Below are 16,522 nucleotides of genomic sequence, written 5' to 3'. Positions count from 1 at the left end.
ATGTGGCCCACCCGCCGCTTCCTTCGACCCGACGACGTTCTCGCCGGTCCGGGACACCGGGTCGGCACGACGGATGAAGGTCGTCACCAGACCGCGACGCGGCCGGACAGTCTGTGACAGAGACGCCCCGGGCCCGACGACCGCGGCAGGTGATCGGCGCGCACCCGTTGACGCATCCCGCGGAGGGAGTCGCCGCCACACGCAGGCTTTGCGTCGTCGGTCCTGAGCATCCGGGCCGCGGCGTCGGACATGCTCGGCGCGCACCGCGCAGCCGGGCAGAGGAGCGCACATGCTCGACGAGAACCAGACAGAAGAGCTGAACAACCCGGCCCCGGACGCCTCCGGCGCGACGGGAGGTGAGGACGCGGCACCGCCGCCGCGCAAGCGAGCGGCCCGCAAGAGCACCGCCACCAAGGCGGCCGCCGGCAAGGCCCCGGTCAAGACCCCCACCCGGCGGGCGACGAAGAAGGTCGCCGCCCCGGACCCCGTGCCGGACGCCTCGGTGAGCACCGAGGCGCCGGTCGTTGCGGACGCGGAGCCGGCCACGCCCGCGGAGGCAGCCCCGGTCGAGGAGAAGGCCGCCCCGCGCAAGCGGGCCGCGGCCAAGAAGACGGCGGCCGCCAAGACCGCCGCGCCGGCGAAGAAGGCCGCCGCCAAGCGCACCACCACGCGCAAGAAGGCGGCCGCATCCGCCGAGGAGCTTCCGCTGGAGGTGTCCCCGGTGCTCGAGGCCCAGCCGCTGGCGGAGCCCGCGGCCCAGGCCCCCGAGGAGACCGAGGAGGAGGCCGCGGCCCGCGTCGCCGCGGAGCTCGCCGACGCCCGTGCGGCCGAGGCCCAGCCGATCGAGGCGGAGGACACCGTCCCCGCCGCAGCGCCGCAGACGGCCGTGCTCTTCCAGGCGCCGGACCCGACCAAGGCGGTACGCCGCCCCCGCAAGACGGCCGCCAAGAAGGTCGCCGCGCCCGTCGAGGAGCCCGCCGCCGCGGACTCCGCCGTCGCCGAGCCGGCCGCCGAGACCCGCGCCGACCAGCCGAGCGACGTTGCCGGTGACGCGCCGAGCGAGGACGCGGCCGAGAGGCCCGCGCCCCGCAAGCGCTCGCGCCGCCGGCCCGCCGCCGAGGTGGAGACGGCCACCGACGCCGACGCCGCACCGAGCGCGGAGGCCGAGGGCCAGGCGACCGAGGTCGCCCCCGAGGCCCAGCCCGCGGCGCGCCGCGGCCGCCAGAGTGCTGCGAGCCGCCAGGGCGCCGAGAGCCGCCAGGGCGACGAGAGCGACCAGGACGACGACAGCGCCCAGAGCCAGGACCAGGGCGAGAGCGAGGACGACGACGAGACCGGTGGCGGCAACCGCCGTCGCCGTCGCCGCGGCGGCCGACGTCGCCGCAAGTCCGGGGACGACTCCGCGAGCGGCGAGCAGGAGGCGGGCGAGCAGGACGGCGAGGCCGACACCACCCCCGCCGAGCCCGCGCGCGGCGGCAACGACGCCGAGGACCAGCAGGAGTCCGGTGAGGGCACCTCGCGTCGCCGTCGCCGCCGTCGCCGCGCAGGCGACGACTCCGGCAGCGAGGGCGAGGAGTCGGAGAACACCGTCACCCGCGTCCGCAAGCCCCGCTCGGCCGAGGACGAGATCACCTCGATCTCCGGATCGACCCGGCTCGAGGCCAAGAAGCAGCGTCGTCGTGACGGTCGCGAGGCCGGCCGCCGCCGCGCGCCGATCGTCAGCGAGGCCGAGTTCCTGGCCCGCCGCGAGGCCGTCGAACGAGTGATGGTCATCCGCCAGCGCGGCGACCTCACGCAGATCGGCGTCCTGGAGGACAAGGTCCTCGTCGAGCACTACGTCGCCCGTGAGTCGCAGACGTCGCTGATCGGCAACGTGTACCTCGGCCGGGTCCAGAACGTGCTGCCCTCGATGGAGGCGGCGTTCGTCGACATCGGCAAGGGCCGCAACGCCGTGCTGTACGCCGGTGAGGTGAACTGGTCGGCGCTGGGCCACCGCGACGGCCATCCGCGCAAGATCGAGTCCGTGCTCTCCTCGGGCCAGCCGATCCTGGTGCAGGTCACCAAGGACCCCATCGGTCACAAGGGTGCCCGTCTCACCAGCCAGATCAGCCTGGCCGGACGCTTCCTGGTCTACGTGCCCGACGGCACCACCAGCGGCATCTCCCGCAAGCTGCCCGACACCGAGCGCAGCCGCCTCAAGGCGCTGCTCAAGGAGATCGTCCCCGAGGGCGCCGGCGTGATCGTGCGCACGGCCGCCGAGGGTGCCAGCGAGGAGGAGCTGACCCGCGACGTCGAGCGACTGGCGGCACGCTGGGAGGACATCGCGGGCAAGGCCAAGGGCAACGCCCCGCAGATGCTGTACGGCGAGCCCGACCTGACCCTCAAGGTCGTGCGCGACCTGTTCACCGAGGACTTCTCGAAGCTGGTCATCCAGGGCGACGACGCCTGGGACACGGTGCAGAACTACGTCAGCCACGTGGCCCCCGACCTCGTCGAGCGTCTCGAGCGCTACGACACCGCGGACGGGCCGGACATCTTCGCGGCCTACCGCGTGGAGGAGCAGATCGCCAAGGGGCTCGACCGCAAGGTCTGGCTGCCCTCGGGCGGCTCGCTGGTCATCGACCGCACCGAGGCGATGACGGTCGTCGACGTCAACACCGGCAAGTTCACCGGCTCCGGCGGCAACCTCGAGGAGACCGTCACCAAGAACAACCTCGAGGCCGCCGAGGAGATCGTGCGCCAGCTCCGGCTGCGTGACATCGGCGGCATCATCGTCGTCGACTTCATCGACATGGTGCTCGAGTCCAACCGCGACCTCGTGCTGCGCCGGCTCGTGGAGTGCCTGGGGCGCGACCGCACCAAGCACCAGGTCGCCGAGGTGACCTCGCTGGGTCTGGTGCAGATGACGCGCAAGCGCATCGGCACCGGCCTGGTCGAGTCCTTCAGCGAGAACTGCGACCACTGCCAGGGACGCGGCGTCGTGATCCACGACGCCCCCGTGGAGCCCCATGACGCCGAGGACGACGGCCGTCGCGGCGCTCGCCGCGGTCGTGGCACCAAGGGTCGTGGCGAGTCCGGTGGCGACAACCGCGGCGGCGACAGCCGCGGTGGTGACAACCGCGGTGGAGGCTCGGGTGCGAGCCGGCCCGTGGTCGTGCCCAGCCCCAAGGACATCGCGGCGGTGGCTCGCCCCGAGAACGCCGAGCGGGCCCCGGTCGACGAGACGAGCGCGACGCAGCCGGCCCAGGAAGAGGCCCCCGCCAACGAGCCGGCTACTGCCGGCGCGGCGGACCAGGCTCCGACCGAGCAGGCTGCGGTGGACCAGGTTGCGGCCGAGCAGGCTGTGGTCGAGCAGGCTGTGGCAGAGAGTCAGGAGCGGCCTACCCGCTCGCGTCGTTCCCGCAGCCGGGGTGGCGCGAACCGGGCGGAGCAGGCAGCGCAGGCGGAGCAGGCGGAGACGCCCGCTGCCGAGCCGGCCCAGCCTGAGGCGAAGCAGCCCGAGGTGGCCCAGCCGGAGCCGGCCCAGCCCGAGGTGAAGCAGCCCGAGCCGGCCCAGCCCGAGGCGGCCCCGGTCGCCGAGCGGGCCCCGGCCGGAGCTCCCCAGGTCACCAAGCGGGTCGTGCGCACCCGCCGGGCGCCCCGGGTGGTCAGCACCGCGCCCGTCGCGGTGAAGGTCCAGGAGCAGGCCGACCCCACCTCGTTCACCGAGACGCCGCTGGCGACGCCCCCGGCGCCCAAGGTCGTCACCCGCACGCGCTCGCGCCGTACCGTCAACCCGGCCGCGGCCGGCGGTGGCACGGCGGGGGAGAGCGACTCCGAGCGTTGACGAGTGCCGGGCCCTCGCCGCGCACGACGTTCCCCAGTGGGGTTCGTTTTGCGGTGAGGGCCCGGCTTCCGTAGTATTGACCCTCGGCGTACCCCGGCGAATCGGTCGTGGGTGCCCTTCTGTGTGGAACCCCCACCCGGTGCTCGGCCTCACGGTCGTGCCCAGCGCTCGTCAGGGCGCCGGTGGAGGAGCCCCAGACCCGGACTTACATGCAGCAAGACGACGAAGGAGACCGCGGTGTACGCGATCGTGCGCGCAGGCGCCACCCAGCAGAAGGTTGCCGTCGGCGACGTCATCGAGATCGACAAGGTGACGACCGGTGTCGGCGAGTCGGTGAAGCTGCCGGTCGTGCTCGTGGTCGACGGCGAGGCGATCACCTCGGACGCTGCCAAGCTCGACAAGGCTTCGGTCACGGTTGAGGTTCTCGGCGCCACCAAGGGCCCGAAGATCATCATCCAGAAGTTCAAGAACAAGACCGGCTACAAGAAGCGCCAGGGTCACCGTCAGAAGTACACCCAGGTGAAGGTCACCGACATCTCCCTCTGAGCTTGCCTCAGCGGCCGGGCTCTGCAATCGACTAAGGACTGAACTCATGGCACACAAGAAGGGCGCAGCCTCGACCAAGAACGGTCGGGACTCCAACTCCCAGCGTCTGGGCGTCAAGCGGTACGGCGGCCAGTCCGTCAACGCCGGCGAGATCATCGTGCGCCAGCGCGGCACCCACTTCCACCCCGGCAGTGGCGTCGGTCGCGGCGGGGACGACACCCTGTTCGCCCTGCTCGCCGGTGACGTGGAGTTCGGCACCAAGCGCGGTCGCCGCGTCGTCAACATCGTCCCGGGCGAGTGACCTGACGCTTCTGTCTGTCACAGACCTCACCGAAGGGCGTCCCTAGAATCGGGGGACGCCCTTTCGGCATTTTTCTTTCTCACCAGGAGTTCCCATGGCTGTCCCGACGTTCGTCGACCGGGTCACGCTCCACATCAGCGCCGGTCGCGGTGGCAACGGAGTCGCTTCCGTGCACCGCGAGAAGTTCAAGCCGCTGGGCGGGCCCGACGGCGGAAACGGCGGGCCGGGCGGCTCGGTGATCCTGCGCGTCGACCCCAACGTCACCACGCTGGTCGACTACCACCACAGCCCCAAGCGGGTCGCCGAGCACGGCGGCCACGGAGCCGGTGCGCACAAGAACGGCGCCCACGGCTCCGACATCGTGCTGCCGGTCCCCGACGGCACCGTGGTGCGCGACAAGCAGGGCGAGGTGCTCGGCGACCTCGTCGGCGCCGGCACCGAGATGGTCATCGCCACCGGCGGACGCGGAGGACTCGGCAACGCGGCCCTCGCCTCCTCCAAGCGCAAGGCTCCCGGCTTCGCGCTCCTCGGCGAGCCCGGCGACGAGCTCGACGTCGTCCTCGAGCTCAAGGTCGTCGCCGACATCGGGCTGGTCGGCTTCCCCAGCGCCGGCAAGTCCTCGCTGATCGCGGCCATCTCCCGGGCCCGGCCCAAGATCGCCGACTACCCGTTCACCACGCTGGTCCCCAACCTCGGCGTGGTCACCGCCGGCGAGACCACCTTCACGGTCGCCGACGTCCCCGGGCTGATCGAGGGAGCCAGCGACGGCCGCGGCCTGGGTCACGACTTCCTGCGCCACATCGAGCGCTGCGCGGCGCTGGTGCACGTCGTGGACACCGCGACGATGGAGCCCGGCCGCAACCCGGTCGAGGATCTCGACATCATCGAGAACGAGCTCAGCCGCTACGGCGGCCTCGAGGACCGTCCGCGGCTGGTGGCGCTGAACAAGATCGACGTCCCCGACGGTCGCGAGATCGCCGAGATGGTCGTCGACGAGCTGCGCGGGCGCGGACTCTCGGTCTACCCGGTCTCGGCCGCCTCCGGCGCGGGGATGAAGGAGCTCACCTACGCGATGGCCGAGATCGTCAAGGCCGCGCGCGCGGCCCGGCCGGTCTCGGAGACCACGCGGATCGTGATCCGGCCCAGGGGAGCCGACCAGAAGGGCGACTTCCAGGTCAGCCGGACCAACGAGGGCTGGCGGGTCTCCGGGGAGAAGCCCGAGCGCTGGGTGCGCCAGACCGACTTCAGCAACGACGAGGCCGTCGGCTTCCTGGCCGACCGACTCAACCGGATCGGGGTGGAGACCAAGCTGGTCGAGCTCGGTGCCGTGGAGGGCGACGCGGTCCTCATCGGCGACCCGGACAACTCGGTGGTCTTCGACTTCAAGCCCGGCATCGAGGCCGGGGCGGAGATGCTGGGCCGCCGTGGCGAGGACCAGCGCTTCGACGAGTCGCGCCCGGCGGCTCGCCGTCGGCGCGCCATCGACGAGCTGCTGCCCGAGCGCGGGGACAACGAGACCCGCGCCGACGTGGCCCGACGCCTGGACAAGGCGGCGCGCCCCGACGTGGGCCCGATGTCGTACGAGATCGGCGGCGCCGACGACCCCGACTGGGCCGAGTCCGACCCCGACGCCGGCACCGCCGGTGGCACCGACGACGGGAACGGGGCCGCACGGGACCAGAGCCGGTGACGCGGTCGCAGGTCACCGGGGCCGGGCGTGTGGTCGTCAAGGTGGGCTCCTCCTCGCTGACCAGCGCCGCCGGCGGGATCGACCTCGCCCGCCTCGAGCACCTGGTCGACGTGCTGGCCGCGGCCCGGGGGCGCGGCACCGAGGTGGTGCTCGTCTCCTCGGGGGCGATCGCCGCCGGGCTGGCTCCGCTCGGCCTGCGCAAGCGCCCCCGCGACCTCGCCACCCAGCAGGCGGCGGCCTCGGTGGGCCAGGGGCTGCTGGTCAGCCACTACACGAAGTTCCTCGCCGGGCACCACCTCACCACCGGCCAGGTCCTGCTCACCGTCGACGACGTGGTGCGCCGCTCGAGCTACCGCAACGCCTACCGGACCTTCGCCCGGTTGCTAGAGCTCGGTGTGCTGCCGATCGTCAACGAGAACGACACGGTGGCCACCGGGGAGATCCGCTTCGGTGACAACGACCGGCTCGCCGCGCTGGTGGCCCACCTGGTGCACGCGGACCTGCTGGTGCTGCTCTCCGATGTGGACGGCCTCTACGACGGCAACCCGGCCGAGCCCGGCACCTCGCTGATCCCGGAGGTGGCCGCCGGCGACGACCTGGCCGGGGTCCGGATCGGCAGCACCGGGTCGGCCGGGGTCGGCACCGGCGGCATGGTCACCAAGGTCGAGGCGGCCCGGATCGCCACCGGGGCGGGGATCCCGGTGGTGCTGACCTCCGCCGACCAGGCCGGCGCCGCGCTGGCCGGCGACGGTGTCGGCACCCTGTTCCACCCCACCGGGCGGCGCCGCCCGACCCGGCTGCTGTGGCTGCGCCACGCCACCGAGCCGAAGGGCACCCTGCAGCTCGACGCGGGCGCGGTACGCGCGGTGGTGGAGCGGCGGGCGTCCCTGCTGGCCGCCGGGGTGACCGGGGTGACCGGCCGCTTCGTGGCCGGCGACCCGGTCGACCTGGTCGACCCCGAGGACCGGGCGGTGGCGCGTGGCCTGGTCAACTTCGACTCCGACGAGCTGCCTTCCCTGCTGGGCAAGACCAGCCAGGCGCTCAAGGCCGAGCTGGGGGCGGGCTACGAGCGGGAGGTCGTGCACCGCGACGACCTCGTCCTGCTCGGCGGGCGCTGAGCCTGCGGGAGCGGGGGCGGCCACAGGCAGTGGTCGGTTCGCGGCCGGCACCGAGCGCGCCGTACGCTGGAGGGTGCCATGACCGTCCCCCCGCCCGCGCCCGGGCTGCCCGAGAGCGCGCCCACCGTCTATCTCGACCACGCGGCCACCACCCCGATGCTGCCCGCGCCGATCGAGGCGATGACCGCGCACCTGGGCGCCGGCAACCCCAGCTCCCTGCACGCCTCGGGACGCCGCGCGCGCCGCGTGGTGGAGGAGTCGCGCGAGAGGGTCGCGCGCGCCCTGGGGTGCCGTCCCGGCGAGGTGGTGTTCACCTCGGGGGGCACCGAGGCGAACAACCTCGCCGTCAAGGGGCTCTACTGGGCCCGCCGCGCGGCCGACCCGCGCCGTACCCGGATCCTGTCGAGCACGATCGAGCACCACGCCGTGCTCGACCCCCTGCACTGGCTGCAGGAGCGTGAGGGCGCCCAGGTCGAGCTGCTGACGGTCGACGCCCTGGGTCGCCTCGACGTGGACGCGCTGCGCGCCTGCGTCGAGCAGGATCCCGAGTCCGTCGCGCTGATCACCGTGATGTGGGCGAACAACGAGGTGGGCACCCTCCAACCGATCTCCGAGGTCGTCGAGATCGCCGCGGCGCACGGGATCCCGGTGCACACCGACGCCGTCCAGGCCGTCGGGGCCGTGCCGCTGGACTTCGCCACCTCCGGCGTCGACGCGCTGACCCTGACCGGGCACAAGGTCGGCGGCCCCTTCGGCGTGGGCGCCCTCGTGGTGCGCCGCGAGCTCGAGCTCACCCCGCTGCTGCACGGCGGGGGACAGGAGCGCGACGTGCGCAGCGGCACCATCGACACCCCGGCCATCGTGGGGTTCGCCGCCGCCGTCGAGCACGCCGTCAAGCACCAGAGCGACCACGCGAGCCGGCTCCGCGCGCTGCGCGACGAGCTGGTGGAGCGGGTCCGCGCGGTGGTGCCCGACGTCATCTACGACGGGGACCCGGTACGCCGCCTGCCCGGCAACGCGCACCTGCGCTTCCCCGACTGCGAGGGCGACTCGCTGCTGATGCTGCTCGACGCCCGGGGCATCGAGTGCTCGACCGGCTCCGCGTGCTCCGCCGGCGTGCCCCAGGCCTCCCACGTGCTGTTGGCGATGGGCTGCGACGACGTGGACGCCCGCAGCTCGCTGCGCTTCTCGCTGGGACACACCAGCACCCGCGCCGACGTGGACGCGCTCGTCGAGGCGATCGGCCCGGTGGTCGAGCGCGCCCGCGCCGCCAACCGCAGGGTGCGCTGATGCGCGTCCTCGCCGCGATGTCGGGGGGCGTCGACTCGGCGGTGGCCGCGGCCCGCGCAGCGGAGGCGGGGCACGACGTCACCGGCATCCACCTGGCCCTGTCCCGCAACCCGCAGTCCTACCGCACCGGCGCGCGCGGCTGCTGCACCATCGAGGACTCCAACGACGCCCGGCGCGCCGCCGACGTGATCGGCATCCCGTTCTACGTCTGGGACATGAGCGACCGCTTCCACGAGGACGTCGTGGAGGACTTCATGGACGAGTACGCCGCCGGTCGCACCCCCAACCCGTGCCTGCGCTGCAACGAGAAGATCAAGTTCGCCGCGGTCCTCGACCGGGCCCTCGCGCTGGGCTTCGACGCGGTCGCCACCGGGCACTACGCGCAGCTGCGCACCGGGGCGGACGGGCTGATCGAGATGCACCGCGCCGTCGACCACGGCAAGGACCAGTCCTACGTGCTGGGGGTGCTCGACCAGGAGCAGCTGGCCCACTCGCTGTTCCCGCTCGGCGGCTCCACCAAGACCGACGTGCGCGCCGAGGCGGCCGAGCGCGGGCTGCTGGTCGCCGACAAGCCCGACAGCCACGACATCTGCTTCGTCGCGGACGGGGACAACGCGGGCTGGCTGCGCGAGAAGCTGCCCGCGCGCCTCGGCGACGAGCAGACGCGCCGGCTCTCCGGGGAGATCGTGGACGCCGCAAGCGGCGACGTGCTGGGCCACCACGACGGGACCTACGGGTTCACGATCGGCCAGCGCAAGGGACTGCGCCTGGGCCGGCCGGCCCCCGACGGCAAGCCGCGTTTCGTGCTCGACATCGAGCCGGTCTCCGGAACCGTGCGCGTCGGGCCCCGCGAGGCGCTCAGCGTCGACCGGATCAGCGGCATCCGGCCACGCTGGTGCGGCTCGGTGCCGACCGAGCCGCTGCACGGCACCGTCCAGCTCCGCGCGCACGGCGACGAGCACCGCGCGGTGGTCCGCGTCGACGGCGACGAGGTCCACATCGAGCTGCTCGACCCGGCCACCGGCATCGCTCCCGGCCAAGCTGCCGTGGTCTACGACGGCACCCGCGTCGTCGGCTCCGCGACCATCAGCGCCACCTCTCGAAGCGAGGCCCTCAGATGAGCTCCTTCACCGTCCGCGCCACCGGCGTCGGCTCGATGCCCGGCGACGACGCCGCGGCGTACGGCGAGGCGGTGCGGACCGTGCTCGGCGAGTTGCCCGACCTGCCGCACCTGCCCGAGCTTCCCGGACGCGGCATCACCGCCGGGATGATCGGGCGTGGCCTCGCGGTGGTCGCGGGCCTCGGCGCCGACCTCCAGCCGGCGGGCTGGCGACTCACCGACGCCTCCGGGGTCGACCACCGCCGCGCCCGCAGCCTGCTGGCCCAGGACCTGGACGCGCTCGAGGAGCAGGCACAGGGGCACGTCGGGGCGTTCAAGGTGCAGGTCGCCGGACCCTGGACGCTCGCCGCGTCGGTGGAGAAGCCGCGCGGGGACAAGGTGCTCTCCGACCACGGCGCCCGTCGCGACCTCGCGCAGGCGCTGGCCGAGGGCGTCCGCTCCCACGTGGCGGACGTGCGCCGCCGCGTCCCGGGCGTGGAGCGGCTCATCGTCCAGGTCGACGAGCCGGCCCTCGCGGCCGTGATGACGGCGCGGATCCCGACCGCCTCGGGATTCGGCCGGCACCGCACGATCGACCGGCCCGAGGCCTCCGAACAGCTGGGCTGGGTGCTCGCCGCGATCACCGAGGCGGGCGCGGAGCCGTGGGTGCACACCTGCGCGTCCGGCACCGACCTCGCGCTGGTCCGCGGCGCCGGTGCCCGCGGGCTCAGCATCGACCTCGACCAGATGTCCGCGGCCGACCACGACGTCCTCGCCGAGGCGCTGGAGGCGGGAGACGCGGTGGCGTTCGGAGTGGTCGCCTCGACCGAGCCGGCCTCGGCGCCCGACGACGCGCAGGCGACCGAGCGGGTGCTCCGCTGGCTCGACATGCTCGGCCTGGACCAGGCGGAGGTCGGGGACCGGGTCGCGGTCACCGCGACCTGCGGGCTGGCCGGAGCGTCCTGGGCATGGGCCAGGCAGGCGATGCGGCTGCAGCAGACGGTGGCGCGCAACCTCTCCAGCTGAGTTGAGCTGAGCGGAGCCCGGCGGTTTCCCGGGTTGATCTGGTCACGCCCGGTTGCCTGGGGGTGTGGGCGCCCGGGCGGAGTGGGTACCGGTCGTCGGTCCGAGAACCGACACACGAAGGAGGCCTGGCATGGCAGACCTGAGCGGCAAGAGGATCGCGATCATCGCCACCGACTACTTCGAGGAGCCCGAGCTCACCGAGCCGCGTGACCAGCTGGCCTCGGCCGGGGCGGAGGTCAAGGTGTACTCCACCGGCACCGACCCGATCCAGGCGATGCGCAACGACACCGACAAGACGATCACGGTCCCCGTCGACGGCACCCTCGACGAGCTGGACCCCGCCACGGTCGATGCCGTGGTGATCCCCGGTGGAACCGTCAACGCGGACCGGCTGCGCACCGAGGAACGGGCCCAGCAGATCGTCCGCGCGGTGCACGAGGCCGGCAAGCCCCTGGCGGTCATCTGCCACGGTCCCTGGCTGCTGGTCTCCGCCGGCCTGGCCTCGGGCCGGCGGCTGACCAGCTTCCCCAGCCTCGCCGACGACATCCGCAACGCCGGCGGCACCTGGGTGGATGAGGAGGTGGTGGTGGACGGCGACCTCATCACCAGCCGCAACCCCGGCGACCTGCCCGCGTTCATCAAGGCGCTGGAGGACGCGCTGGGCTGAGCTTTGCGGCCGGGCCTGCCGTGAGGCGGGCAGGCTGTGGACGTTTTCGAGGGCCATCCCGGGTGCCGGGGTGGCCCTCGCCCCTGTCGGCGGGGCGTGGGCAGGGATGCGGGCCTGATGTCTGGGCGTCCTCTGAGGCGCGAGTCTTTGAGGTGCCGGAGCGGGCGGAGTCGATCGGCTGTGACGTCTGTACGGCGGCGCCGGCGTTGGTCGAGCGGCTGAGGAGGGACGGCCCTCGAGGACGAAGAGCGGCTCGAGGTTGCTCGCCGCCGCCTGCGCTGAGGGGCCGCCCGAGTCCCGCGACCGCGACGGATCTGCTCTCGGCAGCCAGTGGCGGGGAGACAAAGGTAAAACTTTCGGTTGTTGTCCACAGAGGCGTGTCCGTGCAGGCCAGCGGAGGCGGGAGTGTCGGTGGTCGCTGATTGAGTGAGTGTCATGGAGATCACACTCGGCCCCGACGGCACCGGTGACGGTGGCGCTGGTGGCGCGGTCGCGGTGGTCTCCCGCGCCGAGGAGGCCCTAGCGGGGTTGGACTCGGTGCTGTGGGCAAGCCGGACCTCCGAGGAGCTGCTGGACGGCGTCGGTGCGCTGGAGGGGCTGCGGGCGCACCTGGCCGCGGTCGAGGCCGTGCTGCTGGCCGAGGTCCACGCCCGCGCCGCGGCCAAGAGCGAGCGGGCCTGGGCCTCGACCGGGGACTGGTTCACCCATGTGGGTGGGCTGCGCCGCGCGCAGGGCAAGCGGGCGGTCGACCACGCGGGGCTGTTGTGCACCGACCGGCAGGCCACGTTGGCCGCGCTGCGCGCGGGCCGGGTCTCGCCCGAGCAGGCGGGGGTGATCGTGGACGCGGTCGAGCAGCTGCCGCGCAACCCGCGTCTGCGGGCGGAGGCTGAGGCGCTGTTGCTGGGTGAGGCCGAGCGCCTGGACGCTTCCGAGCTGACCAAGGCCGCGCGGCACCTGGTCCACGTCGTCGACCCCGAACGCACCGAGCGGGATCTGGAGAAGGCGCTGGACCGCGCCGAGCGGGCGGCGCACCTGGACCGGTTCCTGTCCCTGGTCGACGACGGCGCCGGCGGGGTCCGCCTCAAGGGCCGCGGGTCGGTGGAGGACGCCGCAGTCCTCAAGGCCGCGCTGTTGCCGCTGACCAAACCCCAACCCGCGTTGAGCGACGACCCCGACGAGGGCTGCGCCGGGGAGGTGCTGGATCCGCGTGATCATGGTGCACGGTTGTGGGACGCGTTGATCCAGACCGCACAGCACGCCCTGGACACTGACCAGGCACCGGAGTCGCACGGCGCTCGACCGCGGGTGACTGTGACACTCGGCTACGGGGCGCTGACCCGGTGCCTGGACCGATGGGCCTCCACGAACGGTCACACCACCACCAACACCAACGCCGGTGCTGGTGCTGGCGCTGGTGACGTCATCGACTGGTCGCTACTCGGGACCGCGTTGCCCGACGACCTGGCCGCTGGCCTCGGAGTCACCGACGAGGGCCTCACCCTGTCCGCGGCCACCGCACGCCGACTGGCCTGTGACGCCGACCTGATCCCGGTCGCGCTCGGCGGACCGAGCGAACAGCTCGACGTGGGCCGCGCGCATCGCCTGGTCACCCCCGCACTGTGGCGGGCACTGGTCGTCCGCGACCGGCACTGCGCCTTCCCGGCCTGCACCAGGCCCCCGGTGATGTGCCACGCCCACCACCTCGTCCACTGGGCCGACGGCGGTCCCACCGCTCTGGACAATCTCGTCCTGGTCTGTGGGCACCACCACCGCACCCTGCACCACACGCCGTGGCAGGTGCGGCTCAACCCGCACGACGGGTTGCCCGAGTTCCAGCCACCCCCGGCTCGCAGGAAGGCGGGTCACCACGGTCAGCACCGCGGCGTGCAGGAGCACGACGCCCGGGACCCCGTCTGCCCGGACCCGGCCGACCTGGCACCACCGGAGTGGACCCGCCACCGACCACGCCGCGAATAGCCCGACGCCCACGGCGTGCCCGCGATGCCCACGGCGACAGTCACGGGAAAGCCCTTCGCCCTGCCACGCGCGGGAAGCTCTCAGCGGTGCCACACGCGATGACCGTGCGGCTCCTGCTTCAGCGGACTAGGAGATCCAGTGACTGGGTCACCGCAAGCTGGTTCCACGCCCGGACGCCCTTGAACAGGTAGTGCCCCACCGGGCCCATGTCGTGGAACTGCACCGAGGCGGCCACGCCACCGGCCCGCTCCAGGTAGGCGCGGGTCGCGAGCGGCGAGGTGATCTCGTCGACGGTGCCGTGGGCACCCACCAGGTGCCGTCCGGCCAGAGCCCGCACGCTCTCCCCGGGGGGCCACCACGGAGCCAGCCCCACCACCCCGACGACAGAGGGGTCGTCCGCTACGTGCACTGCTGTGCGGCCGCCCATCGAGTGCCCCAGCAGCACGACGGGTACGGCGCCGTGCGCGCGCCGTACCTGCTCCAGCGCCCAGCGGGCGTCGGGGACCGGGTCGCCGGCGTTCCACCCGCGGACCCGGTGCCGCAGCAGCCAGGTGCTCACCCCGGCCGCGCGGACCCGCGACGCGATCGCCCGTTGCATGGCCGCCGTGCGCAGGAACGAGGCGCTGCGCAGGTCGACTGGGAGCTCGGAGCGCTCCAACCCGCCGTGGAGCATCAGCACCAGCCCACGCGGGACCCCGGGCACGTCGTTGCGCACCAGCGCGGGGGAGAGGCCTGAGGCAGGCAGCGCGAAACGAGCCACAGTGGACAGGATGCCGCACGCCCCCGGGCCTGGGCGTGAGGAGTGTCGGTGCCACACGGCAAGATGGTCCCCATGACTTCATCCGGGGTGTCGGAGGCTTCCGACCAGGCGCGCGACCGGCACAAGGAGCTCAGCGAGCAGGTCGAGGAGGCGCGCTGGCGCTACTACGTCCTGGACTCGCCCACCCTCTCCGACGCCGACTTCGACGCCGGGATGCGCGAGCTCGAGGCCCTCGAGGAGCAGTTCCCCGAGCTGCGGACCCCCGACTCGCCCACGCAGAAGGTGGGTGGAGCGGTCTCCACCGAGTTCACCCCGGTGGACCACCTCCAGCGGATGGAGAGCCTGGACAACGCCTTCTCCCTCGAGGAGCTCGCCGAGTGGCACGCGCGGCTCGCCCGCGACGGCGTCGAGGCGCCCGCGCTGCTGTGTGAGCTCAAGGTGGACGGGCTCGCGATCAACCTGCTCTACGAGAACGGGCGGCTGGTCCGTGCGCTCACCCGAGGGGACGGTCGCACCGGTGAGGACGTGACGCCCAACGTCAAGACGATCGACTCCATCCCGCACCGGCTGACCGGGACCGCCGAGCTCCCGGTCCCGGAGCTGCTCGAGGTCCGCGGCGAGGTGTTCCTGCCCGTGGAGGCGTTCGAGCGGCTCAACGTGGCGATGACCGACGCCGGCAAGCCGGTCTTCGCCAACCCGCGCAACGCGGCCGCCGGCTCGCTGCGGCAGAAGGACCCGCGCGTCACCGCCACCCGCGCGCTGGGGATGGTCTGCCACGGCATCGGCGCGCGCACCGGCTTCGAGCCGGTCTCGCAGTCCACGGCCTACGACGCGCTCGCCGCCTGGGGGCTGCCGGTCTCCGAGCGGGTCCGGGTGCTGCCCGACCTCGAGAGCGTGCGGGAGTTCATCGAGTACTACGGCGAGCACCGCCACGACGTCGAGCACGAGATCGACGGCGTCGTGGTGAAGGTCGACGACGTGCGGCTCCAGCGGCGGCTGGGCTCCACGAGCCGCGCGCCGCGCTGGGCGATCGCCTTCAAGTACCCGCCCGAGGAGGTCAACGCCAAGCTCCTCGCGATCGAGGTCAACACCGGGCGCACCGGCCGCGTCACGCCGTACGGCGTGATGGAGCCGACCCGCGTCGCCGGCTCGACGGTGGAGATGGCGACCCTCCACAACGCCCATGAGGTACGGCGCAAGGACGTGCGCCCCGGTGACACGGTGATCCTGCGCAAGGCCGGCGACGTGATCCCGGAGATCGTCGGGCCGGTCCTCGCGCTGCGGCCCGAGGGGCTCGCCGAGTGGGTGATGCCGACCGAGTGCCCGGCCTGCGGCACGCCGCTGGCCCAGCAGAAGGAGGGCGACAAGGACCTGCGCTGCCCCAACCACCAGAAGTGTCCGGCGCAGGTGCGCGAGCGGGTCTTCCACGTCGCGGGTCGCGGCGCCTTCGACATCGAAGGGCTGGGCTCCGAGGCCGCGACGGCGCTGCTGGAGGCGGGGGTGATCACCGACGAGGGCGACGTGTTCTTCCTCGACGAGGACAAGCTCTCGCGCACCGAGTTGTTCACCCGGGCGGCCAAGAAGTCCGAGGGTGAGGGGCGGGTGCTCTCGGCCAACGGCCGGCGGCTGCTCGACAACCTCGACCAGGCCAAGCAGGTGCCGCTGTGGCGGGTGCTGGTCGCGCTGTCGATCCGTCACGTCGGGCCGACCGCGGCGCGCGCGCTGGCCCAGGAGTTCGGCTCGATGGACGCCATCCGTGCGGCCACCCTCGACGAGCTCGCGGCCGCCGAGGGAGTCGGCCCCACCATCGCCGAGTCCGTGGTGCGCTGGTTCGAGGTGGACTGGCACGCCGGGATCGTCGACAAGTGGCAGCGCGCCGGGGTGGCGATGGCCGACGAGCGTGACGAGTCGGTCCCGCGCACCCTGGAGGGGCTGAGCATCGTGGTGACCGGCTCCCTGGAGCGGTTCAGCCGCGACCAGGCCAAGGAGGCGATCCTCGCCCGCGGTGGCAAGCCGGCTTCCTCGGTGTCGAAGAAGACCGCCTTCGTGGTGATCGGCGACTCTCCGGGGTCCAAGGCAGACAAGGCCGAGCAGCTCGGGGTGCCGATCCTCGACGAGGACGGGTTCGAGACCCTGCTGGCCCAGGGGCCCGCGGCCGTCGCTGCCGAGGACGGCCAGGAGGGCGAGGGCTCCTAGCCCGCGGCGGGAACGGCGGCGCTGGC

The 16,522-nt window shown here is 73.2% G+C and carries 12 protein-coding genes; 11 read left to right on the top strand and 1 reads right to left on the bottom strand.

The genetic code is table 11. From position 1 onward, the window contains the following. Positions 1–289 precede the first annotated feature (289 nt). From AC6EH9_RS08535 to AC6EH9_RS08490, 10 genes are all read left to right on the top strand, one after another. Positions 290–3,826, top strand: coding sequence for an Rne/Rng family ribonuclease (locus AC6EH9_RS08535; RefSeq protein ID WP_498422207.1), 3,537 nt, complete (start codon positions 290–292; stop codon positions 3,824–3,826). 237 nt (positions 3,827–4,063) lie between these two features. Next, a complete protein-coding gene (rplU, locus tag AC6EH9_RS08530; RefSeq protein ID WP_498422206.1) occupies positions 4,064–4,372 on the top strand; it encodes a 50S ribosomal protein L21 in 309 nt (102 codons plus the stop codon). 46 nt (positions 4,373–4,418) lie between these two features. Next, positions 4,419–4,673 (top strand): 50S ribosomal protein L27, encoded by a 255-nt coding sequence (gene rpmA, locus AC6EH9_RS08525; protein ID WP_498422204.1) that lies wholly within the window; start codon positions 4,419–4,421, stop codon positions 4,671–4,673. A 94-nt stretch (positions 4,674–4,767) separates the two neighbouring features. Further along, entirely contained in the window at positions 4,768–6,363 is a 1,596-nt protein-coding gene (gene obgE, locus AC6EH9_RS08520; protein WP_498422202.1) for a GTPase ObgE, read from the top strand. After that, positions 6,360–7,481 carry a glutamate 5-kinase gene (gene proB / locus AC6EH9_RS08515; RefSeq protein ID WP_498422200.1) on the top strand — a complete coding sequence of 374 codons (1,122 nt, stop codon included), beginning with the start codon at positions 6,360–6,362 and terminating at the stop codon, positions 7,479–7,481. The genes obgE and proB overlap by 4 nt, the downstream gene beginning before the upstream one ends. A gap of 78 nt (positions 7,482–7,559) precedes the next feature. After that, positions 7,560–8,771: a cysteine desulfurase family protein gene (locus tag AC6EH9_RS08510; protein ID WP_498422198.1), complete on the top strand. Its 1,212-nt coding sequence runs from the start codon at positions 7,560–7,562 to the stop codon at positions 8,769–8,771. Continuing rightward, entirely contained in the window at positions 8,771–9,892 is a 1,122-nt protein-coding gene (gene mnmA / locus AC6EH9_RS08505) for a tRNA 2-thiouridine(34) synthase MnmA (RefSeq protein ID WP_498422196.1), read from the top strand. Before AC6EH9_RS08510 ends, mnmA begins: the two co-directional genes overlap by 1 nt. Continuing rightward, the gene (locus AC6EH9_RS08500) at positions 9,889–10,896 is read left to right on the top strand and encodes a uroporphyrinogen decarboxylase/cobalamine-independent methonine synthase family protein (RefSeq protein ID WP_498422194.1); all 1,008 of its coding nucleotides are present in this window, start codon (positions 9,889–9,891) and stop codon (positions 10,894–10,896) included. The genes mnmA and AC6EH9_RS08500 overlap by 4 nt, the downstream gene beginning before the upstream one ends. A 130-nt stretch (positions 10,897–11,026) precedes the next feature. After that, positions 11,027–11,563, top strand: a complete 537-nt coding sequence (locus AC6EH9_RS08495) for a type 1 glutamine amidotransferase domain-containing protein (protein WP_498422192.1) — start codon at positions 11,027–11,029, stop codon at positions 11,561–11,563. A 435-nt stretch (positions 11,564–11,998) separates the two neighbouring features. Next, positions 11,999–13,540 (top strand): HNH endonuclease signature motif containing protein, encoded by a 1,542-nt coding sequence (locus AC6EH9_RS08490; protein WP_498422190.1) that lies wholly within the window; start codon positions 11,999–12,001, stop codon positions 13,538–13,540. 118 nt (positions 13,541–13,658) lie between these two features. Here AC6EH9_RS08490 and AC6EH9_RS08485 read toward each other — a convergent pair whose 3' ends face one another. Continuing rightward, on the bottom strand, positions 13,659–14,300 hold the full coding sequence (locus AC6EH9_RS08485; RefSeq protein ID WP_498422188.1) for an alpha/beta hydrolase: 642 nt from the start codon (positions 14,298–14,300) through the stop codon (positions 13,659–13,661). 63 nt (positions 14,301–14,363) lie between these two features. Here AC6EH9_RS08485 and ligA point away from each other — a divergent pair, with 63 nt between their 5' ends. After that, positions 14,364–16,496 carry an NAD-dependent DNA ligase LigA gene (gene ligA / locus AC6EH9_RS08480; protein WP_498422275.1) on the top strand — a complete coding sequence of 711 codons (2,133 nt, stop codon included), beginning with the start codon at positions 14,364–14,366 and terminating at the stop codon, positions 16,494–16,496. The last annotated feature ends 26 nt before the right edge of the window (positions 16,497–16,522 follow it).

Source organism: Nocardioides sp. Z21_20 (assembly GCF_059766585.1).
Note: the sequence above shows the minus strand (reverse complement) of the source record. Positions and strands in the feature narration are given on the sequence as shown.